The sequence below is a fragment of the Rhizobium sp. 05L429 genome, from assembly GCF_056397645.1.
Map to the genome: position 1 here is coordinate 177,103 of NZ_JBFTNV010000001.1, position 16,999 is coordinate 194,101.

Below are 16,999 nucleotides of genomic sequence, written 5' to 3' on the forward strand. Positions count from 1 at the left end.
TGGCTGCGTATGAGCCGGCGAGACACGAAAGCGCGTTGGGGCCAGAATGACAGATACTTCACTCCGCCCGGCGGACCATCCCGCCGTCAAATTCGGCAAGGTTGGCGTCCTGCTGGTCAATCTCGGCACGCCTGATGGCACCGATTATACGTCCATGCGCCGCTATCTGCGCGAATTCCTGACCGACAAGCGGGTCATCGAATGGTCGCCCTGGAAATGGTATCCGATCCTGTTCGGCATCGTGCTCAATACGCGCCCGCAGAAGGTCGGCAAGGCCTATGAGACGATCTGGAACAAGGAGCTGAATGAAAGCTGGCTGCGCACCTATACCCGCAATCAGTCTGATTTCATGGCCGACCGGCTGAAGGACCTGCCAAACGTCAAGGTGGACTGGGCGATGCGCTACGGTACCCCGTCGATTCCCTCGCGCATCGAAGCGCTGAAGGATGAAGGCTGCGACCGCATCCTGCTCTTCCCGCTCTATCCGCAATATGCCGCCGCCACCACGGCAACCGTCAACGACAAGGCCTTCCAGAAGCTGCTCACCATGCGTTGGCAACCGGCGCTGCGCACGGTGCCTGACTATCACGACGACGAGACCTATATCGAAGCGCTGGCGAAGTCGGTCGAACAACACCTGGCTACCCTCGACTGGAAGCCGGAAATGCTGCTCGCTTCCTTCCACGGCATCCCGCTTTCCTATTTCCAGCAGGGCGATCCCTATTACTGTCAGTGCCAAAAGACCGGCCGCCTGCTGCGCGAGCGTCTAGGTCTCACGAAGGAGAACTTCATGGTCACCTTCCAGTCCCGCTTCGGGCCGGAAGAATGGCTGCAGCCCTACACAGATAAGACCGTCGAGAAGCTGGCGCAGGACGGCGTCAAGCGCATCGCAGTCATGAACCCCGGCTTCGTTTCCGACTGTCTGGAGACGCTGGAGGAGATTGCCGAACAGGCCGCACATTCTTTCAAGCACAATGGCGGCGAGCAGTTCGCGCATATTCCGTGCTTGAATGACGGAGAGGACGGCATGCAGGTGCTGGAAAAAGTCGTGCGCCGTGAGCTGCTGGGCTGGGCATGACAGACGCGGCGTCAGATTTTCTGGCGACCCGCAATAGATAAAGACGTCCCCCGCTCCAGATCTAAGGAAGGACCGAAGCCGACAACCGCAACTGCGGCGCGCAGGCTCTCGGTCTGCGGCTTTATTCATCTGGACGAATTTCATGATTTCGGGTTTTAGAAAATTGATTGTCCTCGCCTGCTTATTCGTCGTCGCAGGTGGCGGTTACCTCGCGTGGGAGCACTATCAGCGGGTCTATGCCAACGCCCCTCCCAAAGGCATCGTCGGTCAGGTCGCCTGTCAGCTTCGCCTCCGCGATGTCAAAACCAGCAATCTGAAGCCGGACGATCAGCCGTTCCTCACCAATTGCCTGATGGGCGGCTACATCACAAAGAGCGACCTCGATGATGCCGGCCTATCACCCTGATTTGACAGGCGGGACTGTCATTCCTTCCTTGCAAAGAACGTGCTAACTCACCACGTCAGATAGGTGGGCTTAGGGAGGAACATATGCTGCTGGGCGGCTTCGATATCGTCGTGATCGTATTGGTGATTTTCGTCATCATGGTGCTCTTTGCGGGCATCAAGACGGTTCCACAGGGTTATCGCTACACGATCGAGCGCTTCGGCCGCTATACCCGCACGCTGGAACCCGGCCTGAACCTGATCACCCCTTTCATCGAGCGCGTCGGCGCCAGGATGAACGTGATGGAGCAGGTGCTGAACGTGCCGACCCAGGAGGTGATCACCAAGGACAATGCCTCGGTCGCGGCCGATGCAGTCTCTTTCTACCAGGTGCTGAATGCCGCTCAGGCCGCCTATCAGGTTTCCAACTTGGAAAATGCGATCCTGAACCTCACCATGACCAATATTCGCTCAGTCATGGGCTCTATGGATCTCGACGAGCTGCTCTCCAATCGCGATGCGATCAACGACCGGCTGCTGCGCGTCGTGGACGAGGCCGTGCATCCTTGGGGCATCAAGGTCACCCGTGTCGAGATCAAGGATATCCAGCCGCCGCGCGACCTCGTCGACGCGATGGCCCGCCAGATGAAGGCCGAGCGCGAGAAGCGTGCCCAGGTGCTGGAAGCCGAAGGTTCGCGCAATGCGCAGATCCTGAGGGCCGAGGGCGCCAAGCAGTCCGCCATCCTTCAGGCCGAAGGCCAGCGCGAAGCCGCCTTCCGCAATGCCGAAGCTCGCGAGCGCTTGGCCGAAGCCGAAGCGAAGGCGACGAAGATGGTCTCGGAAGCAATCGCCGCGGGCGACATCCAGGCAATCAACTATTTCGTGGCACAGAAATACACCGAGGCCCTCACCTCGATCGGTTCGGCGCCCAATTCCAAGATCGTGATGATGCCGATGGAGGCGTCTTCCATCCTCGGCTCGCTCGGCGGCATCGGCGCGATTGCCCGGCAGGTCTTTGGCGAAGGCAACAATCCGCCGTCTGCGCCGCGTCCAAGCGCAGGTCCGGCACGCTCGACGCCGTCGGTCGGCCCGGCTCCGGCCAATCCCTTCAATCCCAATCCGGAGCGATAAGCCATGCTGGCGAAGATCGTCGGCGAACTTGGGCCGTGGAGCTGGTGGGTGGCAGGCCTCGTGCTACTTGCCGCCGAGCTGATCGTGCCGGGCTTCTTCCTTGTCTGGATCGGCCTCGCAGCTCTTGCCGTCGGCGTTTTGTCGCTGATCTTCTGGGATGCCGCTTTCTGGATCTGGGAGCTTCAGGCGATCCTATTCGCCGTTTTCGCGGTCGTCGCCACGCTCATCGGCCGGCGGCTCACGCTGCGCAACGACACGACGGATGAACCATTCCTCAACCAGCGTGGTGCGAGCCTCGTCGGCCGCACCGCGACGCTGCGCGAGCCGATCCGCGAAGGCCGCGGCCGCATTCGCCTCGATGACACGATGTGGCAGGTCATGGGGCCGGATCTTCCGGCCGGGACGCAGGTCAAAGTGGTTTCGAGTAACGGCCGCGACCTGACCGTCGAGCCGACCTGATCAGGCCACGCCGATCCGCAAGAGATCATGGAAGTGAACGAGCCCGATTGGACGCTGCTCGTCATCAACGACGATAAGTGCGCCAATCTTGTATTGCTCAAGCAGCGCCAGAGCTGCAGTCGCCAATATCGTCGGCCTTACGGTCTTCGGTGCGCGCGTCATGATGTCGTCGACCGTTAGCTGCGCAAGATTGCGGGTGAGGTTGCGCGACATGTCACCATCAGTGACGATGCCGCAAAGCCGGCCTTCGGCATCCAGCACGCCGACGCAGCCGAAATGCTTGTGCGACAGCACTCTGATTGCCTCCGGCACGGACGTGCCCTTCACCACCAGCGGCAAGCGCTCACCGGTATGCATGATGTCGGCAACGTGCATCAAGCTCGCACCGAGCTTGCCGCCGGGATGGAAGACATGAAAATCGGTCGCCGTGAAGCCGCGCGCATCAAGAAGTGCGATCGCCAGCGCATCGCCGAGCGCAAGCTGCATCATTGTCGATGTGGTCGGCGCCAGCCCGTTCGGACAGGCCTCTTCCTCGTTGGGGATCAGCAATGCGATATCTGCGGCCGTCGCCAGCGAGGACTGTGGGCTGCAGGTCATCGCGATCAGCGGAATGGAAAAACGCCGTGTATAGGAAATGATGCTCTTCAGTTCGGCACTCTCACCACCCTTGGAGATCGCAAGGACGACATCGTCGCCGGCGATCATGCCGAGGTCGCCGTGATTGGCTTCCGCCGCATGCACGAAAAAGGCCGGCGTACCTGTCGAAGCGAAAGTGGCAGCTATTTTGGTGCCGATATGGCCGCTCTTGCCGACGCCGGTCACAATCACGCGGCCAGAATTTTGGCCGATCATCTCGACCGCACGGGTAAAAGGTCCGGCCAGCCCATTATCAAAGGCAAGTTCGAGTGCCTCGAGGGCGCGTCTTTCGATGCTGATCGTGCGCTTGCCCGACTCCAGCACGCTGTTTTCGACGAGTTTCACGGCTCTCCTGATCATGGCAATGCGTTAGACCTTTTCACTTTACCTGTCCACCCGACAATGTTTCCGATGTATGAACACGCTGCCGGCAGTGCAACGAATGGTTAACCACAAGGCTTTACGCTTGGGTAAGACTTCGAAGCATTTCAGGCGCGGATTGAATGGGCCAGGGAAAACAGACGAGCAGTGTGACGCCGCTCCGCGCCATGAGCCGTGCCGTCTCCATCACGGCTGTCGGGCTGCTGGTCGCGCCCGCCGCTTTCGCGCAGCAGACGACGTATCAACAAGAATCGGGAAGCACGGCAAATTCCCGCACCGTCGCCACGCAACGTGTGGCCACGAACAATGCGGCGCAGGACTCCGGCGATACGGACGATGCCGCGACGGCGCCTGCCAATGCCCGGGATCAAGACACCGCGGCTGCACCCGCCCCGACGACGCAGCCCGACGACGAGACTACCGGCTCAATCCTCGATGAGGATATGCGCAAGCTGAACACCCGCGAACCGCGCCTGGACGAAACGCCGGCTCGCAGGGTGCCGGAGAGCATATCGACCGAACAGACGCCCGGTATCCCGATCGGCAGCTTCGTGCTGCGCCCAAGCGTCACCCAGACGATCAACAGCGAAACCACGAAAGACGGCGGCACGAAACAGAGCCGCGGTTTTCTCGAAACCGATATGGGCGCGACACTGACCTCCGATTGGAGTCGGCATCAGTTGACCGTCACCACCGAAGGCGCCTGGCAGAAGAACATCAGCGGTGAAGGAGAAGAACAGCCCTCCTTCAAGATCGATGGCGATCTGCGGCTGGACCTGCCGCGTGACACCGTCGCCCATATCACCAGCGGCTACAATTTCTATCGCGAGGATACGGACGATCCGGACGCGATCACCGACGCCGCCCAGCAGTCGGACGTACAGGAATTTACCGGCGGCGCTTCCATCGAGCACGACTTCGGGATCTTGCGCGGCACAGCCGCCGTTGCGCTCTCCCGCTCGATCTATTCGGATGCCGTGCTTTCCAACGGCACGACCGTTTCGCTGAGCGACCGCAACCAGACCACAGGCACGGTGCGCGGCCGCATCGGTTACGAACTCTCGCCGGCGCTCATTCCCTTCATCGAAGCGTCGGTCGGCAAGACCAACTATGATGATCGCATTGATTCTTCGGGCTACCAGCGTTCCGGAGATAGCTACGGCGCCAAGGGCGGCGTGCAGGTCGATATGGGTGAAAAGCTCAAGGGCGAGGTTGCAGTCGGTTATGCAATGGCGGATTTCGATGATAGCCGCCTGAAATCGATCGATACGGCCACGCTCGATGCCAGCCTGCTCTGGTCGCCGATCCGCGGAACGAATGTCAATATCGACCTCCAGACGAGCATCCAGCCTTCGACCGCAGCCGGCGAAAGCGGTTATGTTTCACATCAGCTGACGTCCACGGTCGATCATCAGTTGCGCGACAATCTGGTGGCGACGACCATCAGCGGCGTGACGCTGCGCGATTATCCGAGCGGTAGCACAATAAGTGACGAGACGGTTTACACCGCCTCGACAGGTCTTATCTGGAACATCAACCGCTACCTCGACTTCACCAGCACGCTTGGCTACGAGCTGACGACGCGCAAGGAAGGCGACGACTCGCGGCAATGGCGAGCCGGCGTCGGTGTCAAGGTGAAGCGCTGACGAGACTTACTTCAGGCCCGCGAGCAGTTCCCTGAAGCCGCCTTCGACGCTCGGACGGATATCCGCACGCTCGAGAGCAAAGGCAACGTTGGCGAGGATGAAGCCATCCTTGGCGCCGCAGTCGTAAGTCGCACCCTTGAAGTGGTAGCCTGCGAAATCCTGTTCCTTCAGCAGCTTCAGCATGCCGTCGGTGAGCTGGATTTCGTTGCCCGCGCCGCGTTCCTGAGTTTCCAGGATCTTGAAGACTTCCGGCTGCAGGATATAGCGGCCGTTGATGAAGAAGTTGGAAGGAGCCGTGCCCTTGGCCGGCTTTTCAACCATGCCAGTGATGCGGAAGCCCTCGCCGATCGCGTCGCCGACGCCGACAATGCCGTATTTGTGGGCCTGATCGGGAGCACATTCCTCGACAGCGATAATGTTGCCGCCGCTGTGCTCGTAGAGATCTATCATGCCCTTCATGCAGCCCTTTTCACCCTTCATGATCATGTCGGGCAGAAGCAGCGCGAAAGGTTCGTCGCCGACGATCTCGCGGGCGCACCACACGGCGTGGCCGAGGCCGAGCGGCTCCTGCTGACGGGTAAAGCTCACCGTGCCTGCCTTGGGAAGCTGCTGCTGCAACAGGGTGATTTCCGCCTTCTTGGCGCGCTCCTTGAGCGTCTGCTCAAGTTCGAAATGAATATCGAAGTAGTCTTCGATGACATGCTTGTTACGACCGGTAACAAAAACCAGATGTTCAATGCCCGCTTCAAGTGCTTCGTCGACAACGTACTGAATGATTGGCTTATCAACGACAGTCAGCATTTCCTTCGGAACCGCTTTGGTAGCCGGAAGGAACCGCGTTCCCAGTCCCGCGACTGGAAATACTGCCTTACGAACTTTCTTATGCTGAGCCACACCGATCTCCTGTTTTGACTATACCGCTTTTAACTAAACGCTATATCGATTTGAACTAGTATAGAATTGCTACGGTTTTGCAAATGATGACTGTTCCGGCCGCCTATGGTAAAGAATTTGTTGACTCCGTTCCTGTAATTTCGGCGTAGGGCGGACATGACGTACCGCCTTGGCTAAAACTGAAGATGACGGATACGATTGCCGATGACCCAGAAATACGCAAACTCCCTTCGTGGTCTTGCTCTCGCCATCGTTGTTGCAACCGCGGCTGGATTGGCCCCCAATAACGCAAAAGCCGATGCCCGGTTCCAGAAGTGGATCGCGGACTTCTCCCAAACTGCTGCTCAGAGTGGCATCAGTAAGGCAACGTACCAGAAAGCGTTTTCTGGGGTAAGCGAACCAGATCCGACAGTCCTCGAAAAGGCGACCTATCAGCCTGAATTCACATCGAAGATTTGGGACTATGTCGATTCCCGCGTCAACCCCTACACTGTGGAAATCGGCCGCAAGATGGCAGCCAAACACGCCAGGACGCTCGACGCCATCCAGCGCCGCTTCGGCGTCGACAAGTCGATTCTGCTGGCGATCTGGTCGATGGAATCAAATTATGGGGCAGTTCTCGCTAAAGATGAGCGCCTTCACTATGTGCCGCGGGCGCTGGCAACACTTGCCTATGCCGATCCAAAGCGCGGCAAATACGCCAAGAAGCAGTTGATCGCAGCCCTGAAGATCCTGCAGAACGGCGATGTTCCCGCCAAAGAGATGACCGGCTCCTGGGCCGGCGCCATGGGCCATACCCAGTTCATCCCGACAAGCTATCTTCTCTACGCGGTCGATGCGGATGGAAACGGCCATCGCGACATCTGGAATTCCGTGCCCGACGCGCTGGCGACGTCAGCGAATCTTCTGATGAAGAATGGCTGGGATGCCGGCCGAACCTGGGGTTACGAGGTCGCAGTACCGGCATCCGCTGCCCAGCAGGTCGGCAAGACCCGCACGCTCGCGCAGTGGGCGGCACTCGGCCTGAAGCGTCCGAACGGCAAGGCTTTCAAGGATGGTGATACCCGCGCCATGCTGAAGATGCCGGCTGGTGCGAATGGTCCGGGTTTCCTGATGACGGCCAACTTCTTCACCATCAAAAATTACAATGCCTCCGACAGCTATGCACTCGCCGTCGGCCTGCTTGCAGACCAGATTGCCGGCTTTGGCGGCATGCAGCAGCGCTGGCCGCGCCCGGAAGGCGCGCTCGATATTACCGAGAAGTTCGAATTGCAGACGCGCTTGAAGACACTTGGCTATTATAGCGGCGATGTCGACGGCAATTTCGGTTCCGGCTCCAAGGCGGCGATCGCTGCCGTGCAGGAGCGTATCGGCATGCAGGCGGATGGTGAGCCGTCGCTTTCGCTTCTGCACGCGTTGCGACGCTAGAAGCGGCGAAAGTCTGACCTAAATAGTATGGGTGGAGTGGACGGAAAGCCGGTGCCTATGCAAGATGCCCGGCAGATGCGGAACTGCCCCATGACAAGAAAAACTGACCCAACCCGACGGTTTCGCGGGCTTGCGCTTGCCGCGGCCGCGCTTTCTCTTTGCCTTGGCTCGATGGTGCCGGTGCACTATGCCGAGGCACAGGAGACGCGTTACCAGCGCCGCTCCATCCTCGATTTCTTTCTCGGTCGCCGTTACATCGATGATAATCCGCAACCGGAGATGCGTGACCAACCGCGGCGGCGACAGCAACAACGCAAGCGCCCGCCTGCACAAAAGGCTATGACGCCGACCCGCACCGTGCCGGTAGCGCCCGCCGAACCCGTGGTTCAGAAGCTGGACGATGCCCAAAAAATCCTGATCGTCGGCGACTTTCTCGCCGGCGGCCTGGGTGACGGCCTCACCGCTGCCTTTGAGGCGTCGCCCGGCGTCGTGGTCGAAGCCCGCAGTAATGTCTCATCCGGCCTCGTGCGCGACGACTATTACAACTGGCCCGGCGAATTGCCGAAGATGATCGACGAGTTGAAGCCGGCAATGGTCGTCATCATGATCGGCGCGAATGACCGTCAACAGATGGTGACCGATGCCGGCAAGGAGAAATTCCGCACCGACGGCTGGTTCAGCGAATATCAGCGCCGTGTGCTCGCCTTCGGCAAGGAGATTACCGGCCGCAAGATTCCGCTGCTCTGGGTCGGACTTCCCGCCTTCGAATCCGATTCGATGACGGCCGATGCCGTGCAGATGAACCAGCTCTACCGCAATCAGGTGGAAAGCATCGGCGGCGAATTCGTCGATATCTGGGATGGCTTCGTGGATGAGAACGGCAAGTTCATCGTCACCGGTTCTGATGTTAACGGCCAGCAGGTACGTCTGCGCACTACCGACGGAATTAACCTGACACAGGCCGGCCGCCGCAAGCTCGCCTTCTACGTGGAAAAACCGGCGCGCCGCATTCTTGGCACCCAGGCAAGCCCCGATCTCGTGCGCCTCGACCCCGGCAACCTGCCGGCGCTGACGCTGCCGACCAATCCCGTCGAACACACGCAGCCGATCAGTCTGTCCGACCCGAACCTCGATGGCGGAGCAGAGCTGCTCGGTGCCGGCAAGACGCCGCCGGTGACACTGACGAAATCGCCGCGTGATCTTTTGGTCGAACAGGGAGAAATGGCGCCTGCGCCCGCAGGCCGTATCGACGACTATCGCATGCCGACGCTGAAGACGACGGCGGAAGTTTCCGTGAAATGAGAAGGGGCCGCTATAGCGTGTGGTGCGGCCCTCGCTCGATGGTCCGGATTTATTTGGCTGTCGCCTGCGGCCAGGTCAGATAGTAGAAGTCGGAGCCGATCTGGCCGAAATAGGCATTGCTGTTGTCGACCTTATCTACATAGTGACCGGCCTGCTTGACGAACGAAGCGTCGTCGCCCCGCTTCAGATGCGCATTGAGGAAGTCGTTCCAGCCACTGGCCTCGATATTGGTGCCGGTCTTGTTGTTCGTATTCGCTTCATCCGGACTTTCGACATTCCAGGCGGTTATGGAAACGCCCTGCGTCGGATCAACGATCGTCAGCGTGCCGTTCTCGAGAGCAGCCAGCATGTCATGCGCCGAGCCATCAGTGCCTTCCTGTTCGACCGCCTCCTCCAGCTGCTGCTTGAGCATCGCCATGAAGGAGGAACTCGTCACATCGGGATTTTCGCTGGCTGTGTCGGTTGTCTCGACCGGCTGGTCATTCTGCGCCGAAAGCGTGTCGAGCAGGCTTGCGAGCGCATTGTTGGAGAGGAGCGACGACGTATCCGGGTCCAAGCCGTAGCTGCTGAGGATAGTTGAGGCACTGGAGGGATCGGTAGCACTCTGACTGCTGTCGTCATCGGAATCCCGAAGATTCTTCAGGGCATATTGGGCTGAGACCAGCCGCGTACTGTCGATTGCGGAAACCATGGTTTGTCCTTTGTAATGGTCCGCGGCAACCATGTCCCTTGCGCCACGGCCAACAGTGAAACGCCTCACGACTGAACGGGCGGGGCAAGTCCGGCAGTCGCCGCAGACCGGTGCGGGCCTGCAAGCATCAGGAAGCTGCAGTTCGGGAATTGCACGAAGCTTGCCTGAAGCCCCGCCGCGTCAAGCGGTCGCACCACGAAAAACTCCGCCGGGATGCGGCGGAGTTTCTTAATCGATTAACTGTTCGAAGTGGATCAGCGCGGCAGAACCGTCGAGCCCATCAATGCTTCGTCGATGGCGCGGGCTGCCTGGCGGCCTTCACGGATTGCCCAGACCACCAGCGACTGACCGCGGCGCACATCGCCTGCCGTCCAGAACTTGTCGACAGAGGTCTTGTAATCGCGATCATTGGCGACAACGTTTGTCGAACCGCGCTTGTCGGTATTGAGCGTCAGCTTGCCGTCGAGTTCCTTCAGCACGCTATCGTTGAACGGGCCGCTGAAACCGATGGCGATGAAAGCCAGATCTGCCTTGATGATGAAGTCCGTTCCCGGAACCGGACGACGACGTTCATCGACCTCGCAGCACTTCACGCCCGTCAGCACGCCGTCTTCGCCGACGAATTCGAGCGTTGCGACCTGGAATTCCCGGATTGCGCCTTCGGCCTGCGAAGAAGAGGTGCGCATCTTCGTTGCCCAGAACGGCCAGACCGCAAGCTTGTCTTCCTTCTCCGGTGGCTGCGGGCGAATGTCGAGTTGGGTCACCTTGACCGCACCCTGACGAAAGGCCGTGCCGACGCAGTCGGATGCCGTATCGCCGCCGCCGACGACGACGATATGCTTGGCGCCGGCGAGAATAGGATCAGATGGCCAACCGGTGCTGTCGATGTTCTCACGGCCCACGCGCTTGTTCTGTTGCACGAGATAGGGCATCGCGTCATGGACGCCTGCAAGATCGGTGCCGGGAATGCCGGCTTCGCGCGGCGTCTCGGAGCCGCCGCAGTAAAGCACGGCATCATGATCCGCCAGCAACTGCTCGACTTTCACGTCGACGCCGACATTGACGCCGCAATGGAAGGTGACGCCTTCGCCCTTCATCTGCTCGACACGACGATCGATGAAGTTCTTCTCCATCTTGAAGTCCGGAATGCCGTAGCGCAGCAGGCCGCCTGGCTTCGTCTCGCGCTCATAGACATGCACATCATGGCCGGCGCGGCCGAGCTGCTGCGCCGCTGCCATGCCGGCCGGACCGGAACCGATGATCGCGACCTTCTTGCCGGTATGAATCGTCGCCGGCTGAGGACGGATGAAGCCGAGTTCATAGGCCTTGTCGGCGATCGCCTGCTCGACGGTCTTGATCGCGACCGGCGTATCCTCGAGGTTCAGCGTACAGGCCTCCTCGCACGGAGCGGGGCAGACGCGGCCGGTGAATTCCGGGAAGTTGTTGGTCGAATGCAGGTTCTGGATCGCCGCTTCCCAATTGTTGTTGTAGACGAGGTCGTTCCAGTCAGGAATCTGGTTATGCACCGGGCAGCCGGTCGGTCCGTGGCAATAGGGAATGCCACAGTCCATGCAACGGGCTGCCTGTTTCTGCACTTCCGGGTCCGACATCGGGATCGTGAATTCGCGGAAATGCCGGATGCGATCCGATGCGGGCTGATACTTCGCTACCTGCCGGTCGATTTCCAGAAACCCTGTTACCTTACCCATATTTTCGTCCCTTACCCTCATGACCGCCTCGCCCGCGGCCAGTTGTGTGTTCAGCCTCGATCGCGGAGGCAGGTTGTTTGTTTTGACCGTCATTCGAACATATCCCCTGATAGCCATCCGCGCGGTTGCGCAAGCTTCAAGCTTGCAGCTGATCGTCGTTGAGTCATTGAGATATTTCAGTCACCCGCCACGCGCTTTTGAGGCGTGGCGGATTGTTCGGTGCAATTACTCGGCAGCGATGCCCATCCGGCTGCGCTCCATTTCCTCAAGTGCGCGGCGGTATTCGACCGGCATGACCTTGCGGAATTTCGGGCGATAGTCGGCCCAATGCTCAAGGATTTCCTTGGCGCGGGTGGAGCCCGTGTAGTGCAGATGGTTGGAGATGAGCTGGTAAAGGCGCTCCTCGTCGTGACGTGTCATGTCACCGGAGACGTCGACACGTCCCTTGTGCATGAGGTCGCCGCCGTGGTGGTGCAGCTTCTCCAGCATATCGTCCTCTTCCGGAACCGGCTCCAGCTCGACCATGGCCATGTTGCAGCGGCTGGCGAAATCGCCGGCTTCGTCAAGGACATAGGCCACACCGCCGGACATGCCGGCCGCAAAGTTGCGACCCGTAGCGCCGAGCACGACGACCACACCGCCCGTCATATATTCGCAGCCATGGTCGCCCACGCCTTCGACGACGGTAATCGCGCCGGAGTTACGAACCGCAAAACGCTCGCCCGCCACACCGCGGAAGTAGCACTCGCCTTCGGTCGCGCCGTAGAGCACGGTATTGCCGACGATGATCGAGTTCTCAGCCACGACCCTCGAATTCTCAGGCGGACGGATGATGATCTTGCCGCCTGACAGACCCTTGCCGACATAGTCGTTGCCGTCGCCGATCAGGTTGAAGGTGATGCCGCGCGCCAGGAAGGCGCCGAAGCTCTGACCTGCCGTGCCCCTGAGCGTGACGTTGATCGTGTCTTCCTTCAGGCCACGATGATTGTAGCGCTTGGCCACCTCGCCTGACAGCATGGCGCCGGCCGAACGGTCGACGTTCTTGATGCCGACCTCGAAAGCGACAGGCGTCTTCGAAGCAAGCGCAGGCTGGGCCTTCTCGATCATCTTGCGGTCGAGAATGTCGTCGATCGGGTGCTTCTGGCGCGTCGTCCAGTAGGTCTCTTCCTTCGGTGCGTCGACCTTGTGGAAGATCTTGGTGAAGTCGAGGCCCTTAGCCTTCCAATGCGCCAGCATCTCATCCTTCTCGAGCAATTCGGCAGCGCCGATAATGTCATCGAGCTTGGTGAAGCCGAGGGAGGCCAGAATTTCGCGCACTTCGTTGGCGACGAAGAAGAAGTAGTTGATGACGTGCTCAGGCGTACCCTTGAAGCGCTTGCGCAGGACGGGATCCTGCGTCGCCACACCGACAGGACAGGTGTTGAGGTGGCATTTGCGCATCATGATGCAGCCCGCGGCAATCAGCGGAGCCGTTGCAAAACCGAACTCGTCGGCACCGAGCAACGCGCCGATGATGACGTCGCGGCCGGTCTTCAGACCACCATCGACCTGCAGGGCGATGCGCGAACGCAGGCCGTTCAGCACCAGCGTCTGCTGGGTTTCCGCAAGACCTATTTCCCAAGGGCTGCCGGCATGTTTCAGCGAGGTAAGCGGCGAAGCGCCCGTACCGCCGTCGAAGCCGGATACCGTGATATGGTCTGCGCGCGCCTTGGCAACGCCAGCGGCAACCGTGCCGACGCCGACTTCCGAGACGAGCTTGACCGAGACATCCGAGGTCGGGTTGACGTTTTTCAGGTCGTAGATCAGCTGCGCCAGATCTTCGATCGAGTAGATGTCATGGTGCGGCGGCGGCGAAATCAGGCCGACGCCCGGCGTCGAGTGACGGGTCTTGGCAACGACCGCGTCTACCTTGTGGCCCGGCAACTGGCCGCCTTCGCCGGGCTTGGCGCCCTGCGCAACCTTGATCTGCAGCATGTCGGCATTGACGAGATATTCGGTCGTCACGCCGAAGCGGCCGGAGGCGATCTGTTTGATCGCCGAACGCTCTGGATTCGCCGAACCATCAGGCAAAGGCATGTAGCGGTCGCTTTCTTCACCGCCCTCGCCGGTGTTCGACTTGCCGCCGATCCGGTTCATGGCGATAGCCAGCGTCGTATGCGCCTCGCGGCTGATCGAGCCGAAGGACATGGCGCCGGTTGAGAAGCGCTTGACGATGTCGATCGCGGGCTCGACGCTATCGAGCGATATCGGCTTGCGACCCAGCGCCTCGGCGCTCTTGATCTTGAAGAGACCGCGGATCGTGTTCATACGCAGGGCCGAGTCATTCACCATATCGGCGAATTCGCGGTAACGGTCCTCGGCATTGCCGCGCACCGCATGCTGCAGGGCAGCGACGGCATCCGGCGTCCATGCGTGGCTTTCGCCCCGCATGCGGTAGGCATATTCGCCGCCAATATCGAGCGTGCTGGCCAGGAGCGGGTCACGTCCGAAGGCTGAATTATGGCGAGCCACGGTCTCGCGGGCGATCTCTTCGAGGTTCACGCCTTCGATGGTCGTTGCCGTGCCGAAGAAGTACTTGTCGACGAATTCCGACTGCAGGCCGATAGCATCGAAAATCTGCGCGCCGCAATAGGATTGGTAGGTCGAAATGCCCATCTTGGACATGACCTTGAGGATACCCTTACCGACCGCCTTGATATAGCGGTAGACGACTTCACTGGCGTCCACTTCCTTCGGGAATTCACCCTTGGCATGCATGTCGAGCAGCGTGTCGAAAGCGAGGTAGGGGTTGATCGCTTCCGCGCCGTAACCTGCCAACAGGCAGAAATGATGCACTTCGCGGGGCTCGCCGGTTTCGACGACAAGGCCGACTGAGGTACGCAGTCCCTTGCGGATCAGGTGATGATGCACGGCAGCGGTCGCCAGCAGCGCCGGGATGGCGATACGGTCCGGGCCGACCTGGCGGTCGGACAGCACGATGATGTTGTAGCCACCCTTGACCGCCGCTTCCGCGCGTTCGCAGAGGCGATCAAGCATTTCCGGCATTCCTTCAGCGCCGCGCTCCACATCATAGGTGAAGTCCAGTGTCTTGGTGTCGAAGCGGTCTTCCGTGTGGCCGATCGAGCGGATCTTTTCGAGATCGCCATTGGTCAGGATCGGCTGGCGCACCTCGAGGCGCTTGGCGTTCGCCATACCCTCGTGGTCGAGAATGTTCGGACGCGGCCCGATGAAGGAGACGAGGCTCATGACGAGCTCTTCGCGGATCGGGTCGATCGGCGGGTTCGTCACCTGCGCAAAGTTCTGCTTGAAGTAGGTGTAGAGCAGCTTCGACTTCTCGGACATGGCCGAAATCGGCGTATCAGTGCCCATCGAGCCGATCGCTTCCTGACCCGTCGTCGCCATCGGCGACATCAGGATCCTGGTATCCTCGGTCGTGTAGCCGAAGGCCTGCTGGCGGTCGAGCAACGAGACGTCGCGGCGCAGCGCGCGCGGCTCGACCGGCTTCAGGTCTTCGAGGATGAGCTGTGTACGGTTGAGCCAGCTGCGATAGGGATGCGCGTTTGCAAGCTGCGCCTTCACCTCGTCGTCGGAGATGATGCGGCCTTCTTCCATGTCGATCAGTAGCATCTTGCCCGGCTGCAGGCGCCACTTCTGGATGATGCTCTCTTCCGGAACCGGCAGCGTGCCGGCTTCAGAGGCGAGAATAACCCGGTCGTCATCGGTGACGAGATAGCGGGCCGGACGCAGGCCGTTGCGGTCGAGCGTCGCGCCGATCTGCTTGCCATCGGTGAAGGCAACGGCAGCCGGTCCATCCCACGGCTCCATGAGGGCGGCATGGTATTCGTAGAATGCCTTGCGCTCGGGCGACATGGACTGGTTGCCGGCCCAGGCCTCCGGGATGAGCATCATCACGGCATGGGACAACGAGTAGCCGCCGCGCAAAAGGAATTCGAGCGCGTTGTCGAAGCAGGCCGTGTCCGACTGGCCTTCATAAGAAATCGGCCAAAGCTTGGAGATGTCCTCGCCGAAGAGCGGAGAGGAGACAGAGGCCTGGCGTGCTGCCATCCAGTTGACGTTACCGCGCAGCGTGTTGATCTCGCCGTTATGTGCGACCATGCGGTACGGATGTGCGAGCTTCCAGGACGGGAAGGTGTTGGTCGAGAAACGCTGATGCACGAGGGCGACGGCGCTTTCGAAGCGCGGGTCCGACAGGTCCTTATAATAGGCGCCGACCTGGTAGGCCAGGAACATGCCCTTGTAGACAACGGTCGTGCTCGACAGCGACACCGGATAGAAGTTGCTCTCCTCGCCGTCGAACTCATCATAGATACGGTTGGAGATCACCTTGCGCAGGGTGAAGAGCCTGCGCTCGAACTCGTCGTTCGTCGCAGCATCCTTGCCCGCACCGATAAAGACTTGAACGTGATGCGGTTCAGTCGCGGCAATCGCCGGCGCCTTGGAGAGCGAGGAATTATCGACCGGTACGTCGCGGAAACCGATGAAGACCTGGCCTTCCTCGGTAATGACGTCCTTGATCACCTTCTTGAAATGCTCGATCTGCTTTTCATCGCGCGGCAGGAAGATATGGCCGACGCCATACTCGCCGGCCTTCGGCAGGGTGATGCCCTGCTGAGCCATTTCCTCGCGGAAAAAGCGGTCGGGAATCTGCACGAGAATGCCCGCGCCGTCGCCCATCAGCGGATCGGCGCCGACGGCACCGCGGTGCGTCAGGTTTTCGAGGATGAAGAGACCGTCCTTGATAATCTGGTGCGACTTCTGACCCTTCATATGCGCGACGAAGCCGACGCCGCAGGCGTCATGCTCATTGCGCGGATCGTAAAGCCCCTGTTTTTTCGGCAGGCCGGAGGCGGATTTACGCGTATTGGCCGTTGCGCGCACGTCTGCTGCTGCGAACTGGTCAATACCCGTGGATGGCGTCATCTTCGTCATCGTTTTTCCTCCTGTCGAAGCCCGCGGGGCTGCGGGCGGCTTTTTGTCGCGCTCCGCACCCTGAAGATAGGTCCGGCGCGTGACAGCGCTGTTGCATTGTGAAGATCCGATCGCAGACAACTGCTTCTCAAGGAAAGCAAACCGTCGCGTTCCGCGCCTGCCATTCGCCTCCGCGCGCCGCCATGTGAAGGCTTTGGCGCTCGAAAGAACTATAGCGTGAAAGCCGCTCTGTGCCAGGGCTTTCGGCGCCTCTTCGGCCGGGAAGGCCAAAATAGGACAGCAACCCTGTCCTAGTTCATCAGCTCAATGC

13 protein-coding genes are annotated in these 16,999 nt (G+C 60.2%); 7 read left to right on the forward strand and 6 right to left on the reverse strand.

Translation table 11 applies throughout. From position 1 onward, the window contains the following. Positions 1-46 precede the first annotated feature (46 nt). From hemH to AC1DNW_RS00905, 4 genes are all read left to right on the forward strand, one after another. The gene (gene hemH, locus AC1DNW_RS00890) at positions 47-1,078 is read left to right on the forward strand and encodes a ferrochelatase (RefSeq protein ID WP_113310308.1); all 1,032 of its coding nucleotides are present in this window, start codon (positions 47-49) and stop codon (positions 1,076-1,078) included. Positions 1,079-1,220: 142 nt separating this feature from the next. Continuing rightward, on the forward strand, positions 1,221-1,484 hold the full coding sequence (locus AC1DNW_RS00895; protein WP_113296069.1) for a hypothetical protein: 264 nt from the start codon (positions 1,221-1,223) through the stop codon (positions 1,482-1,484). 83 nt (positions 1,485-1,567) lie between these two features. Beyond that, positions 1,568-2,593 (forward strand): SPFH domain-containing protein, encoded by a 1,026-nt coding sequence (locus tag AC1DNW_RS00900; RefSeq protein ID WP_113310309.1) that lies wholly within the window; start codon positions 1,568-1,570, stop codon positions 2,591-2,593. A 3-nt stretch (positions 2,594-2,596) separates the two neighbouring features. Continuing rightward, on the forward strand, positions 2,597-3,052 hold the full coding sequence (locus AC1DNW_RS00905; RefSeq protein WP_113310310.1) for an NfeD family protein: 456 nt from the start codon (positions 2,597-2,599) through the stop codon (positions 3,050-3,052). On the opposite strand, the gene AC1DNW_RS00910 is transcribed toward AC1DNW_RS00905, so the two are convergent. Then, on the reverse strand, positions 3,053-4,048 hold the full coding sequence (locus AC1DNW_RS00910; protein ID WP_113310311.1) for a KpsF/GutQ family sugar-phosphate isomerase: 996 nt from the start codon (positions 4,046-4,048) through the stop codon (positions 3,053-3,055). Between the two features lie 143 nt (positions 4,049-4,191). On the opposite strand from AC1DNW_RS00910, the gene AC1DNW_RS00915 reads away from it, so the two are divergent. After that, complete coding sequence (locus AC1DNW_RS00915) at positions 4,192-5,715, forward strand: outer membrane beta-barrel protein (RefSeq protein WP_113310312.1); 1,524 nt, start codon at positions 4,192-4,194, stop codon at positions 5,713-5,715. Positions 5,716-5,721: 6 nt separating this feature from the next. Here the strand turns inward: AC1DNW_RS00915 and galU are convergent, their stop codons facing one another. Then, complete coding sequence (galU, locus tag AC1DNW_RS00920) at positions 5,722-6,609, reverse strand: UTP--glucose-1-phosphate uridylyltransferase GalU (RefSeq protein WP_113310313.1); 888 nt, start codon at positions 6,607-6,609, stop codon at positions 5,722-5,724. Between the two features lie 204 nt (positions 6,610-6,813). Here galU and AC1DNW_RS00925 point away from each other — a divergent pair, with 204 nt between their 5' ends. Continuing rightward, positions 6,814-8,037: a lytic murein transglycosylase gene (locus tag AC1DNW_RS00925; RefSeq protein ID WP_113310314.1), complete on the forward strand. Its 1,224-nt coding sequence runs from the start codon at positions 6,814-6,816 to the stop codon at positions 8,035-8,037. Between the two features lie 90 nt (positions 8,038-8,127). Continuing rightward, the gene (locus tag AC1DNW_RS00930) at positions 8,128-9,339 is read left to right on the forward strand and encodes an SGNH/GDSL hydrolase family protein (RefSeq protein WP_477851752.1); all 1,212 of its coding nucleotides are present in this window, start codon (positions 8,128-8,130) and stop codon (positions 9,337-9,339) included. A 49-nt stretch (positions 9,340-9,388) separates the two neighbouring features. Here the strand turns inward: AC1DNW_RS00930 and AC1DNW_RS00935 are convergent, their stop codons facing one another. The 4 genes from AC1DNW_RS00935 to gltB form a co-directional block, all read right to left on the reverse strand. Continuing rightward, a complete protein-coding gene (locus AC1DNW_RS00935) occupies positions 9,389-10,030 on the reverse strand; it encodes a hypothetical protein (RefSeq protein WP_113310404.1) in 642 nt (213 codons plus the stop codon). Between the two features lie 65 nt (positions 10,031-10,095). Next, a complete protein-coding gene (locus tag AC1DNW_RS00940; protein WP_477851754.1) occupies positions 10,096-10,227 on the reverse strand; it encodes a hypothetical protein in 132 nt (43 codons plus the stop codon). Positions 10,228-10,284: 57 nt separating this feature from the next. Next, entirely contained in the window at positions 10,285-11,739 is a 1,455-nt protein-coding gene (locus AC1DNW_RS00945; RefSeq protein WP_113296132.1) for a glutamate synthase subunit beta, read from the reverse strand. A 225-nt stretch (positions 11,740-11,964) separates the two neighbouring features. Next, positions 11,965-16,689 carry a glutamate synthase large subunit gene (gltB, locus tag AC1DNW_RS00950; RefSeq protein ID WP_113310315.1) on the reverse strand — a complete coding sequence of 1,575 codons (4,725 nt, stop codon included), beginning with the start codon at positions 16,687-16,689 and terminating at the stop codon, positions 11,965-11,967. Positions 16,690-16,999 lie beyond the last annotated feature (310 nt).

What these genes read in the sequence shown, in the direction of transcription:
- hemH (WP_113310308.1), top strand. Translation starts at nt 47, where the DNA reads ATGACAGATACTTCACTCCGCCCGGCGGACCATCCCGCCGTCAAATTC.
- AC1DNW_RS00895 (WP_113296069.1), top strand. Translation starts at nt 1,221, where the DNA reads ATGATTTCGGGTTTTAGAAAATTGATTGTCCTCGCCTGCTTATTCGTC.
- AC1DNW_RS00900 (WP_113310309.1), top strand. Translation starts at nt 1,568, where the DNA reads ATGCTGCTGGGCGGCTTCGATATCGTCGTGATCGTATTGGTGATTTTC.
- AC1DNW_RS00905 (WP_113310310.1), top strand. Translation starts at nt 2,597, where the DNA reads ATGCTGGCGAAGATCGTCGGCGAACTTGGGCCGTGGAGCTGGTGGGTG.
- AC1DNW_RS00910 (WP_113310311.1), bottom strand. Translation starts at nt 4,048, where the DNA reads ATGATCAGGAGAGCCGTGAAACTCGTCGAAAACAGCGTGCTGGAGTCG.
- AC1DNW_RS00915 (WP_113310312.1), top strand. Translation starts at nt 4,192, where the DNA reads ATGGGCCAGGGAAAACAGACGAGCAGTGTGACGCCGCTCCGCGCCATG.
- AC1DNW_RS00925 (WP_113310314.1), top strand. Translation starts at nt 6,814, where the DNA reads ATGACCCAGAAATACGCAAACTCCCTTCGTGGTCTTGCTCTCGCCATC.
- AC1DNW_RS00930 (WP_477851752.1), top strand. Translation starts at nt 8,128, where the DNA reads ATGACAAGAAAAACTGACCCAACCCGACGGTTTCGCGGGCTTGCGCTT.
- AC1DNW_RS00935 (WP_113310404.1), bottom strand. Translation starts at nt 10,030, where the DNA reads ATGGTTTCCGCAATCGACAGTACGCGGCTGGTCTCAGCCCAATATGCC.
- AC1DNW_RS00945 (WP_113296132.1), bottom strand. Translation starts at nt 11,739, where the DNA reads ATGGGTAAGGTAACAGGGTTTCTGGAAATCGACCGGCAGGTAGCGAAG.
- gltB (WP_113310315.1), bottom strand. Translation starts at nt 16,689, where the DNA reads ATGACGAAGATGACGCCATCCACGGGTATTGACCAGTTCGCAGCAGCA.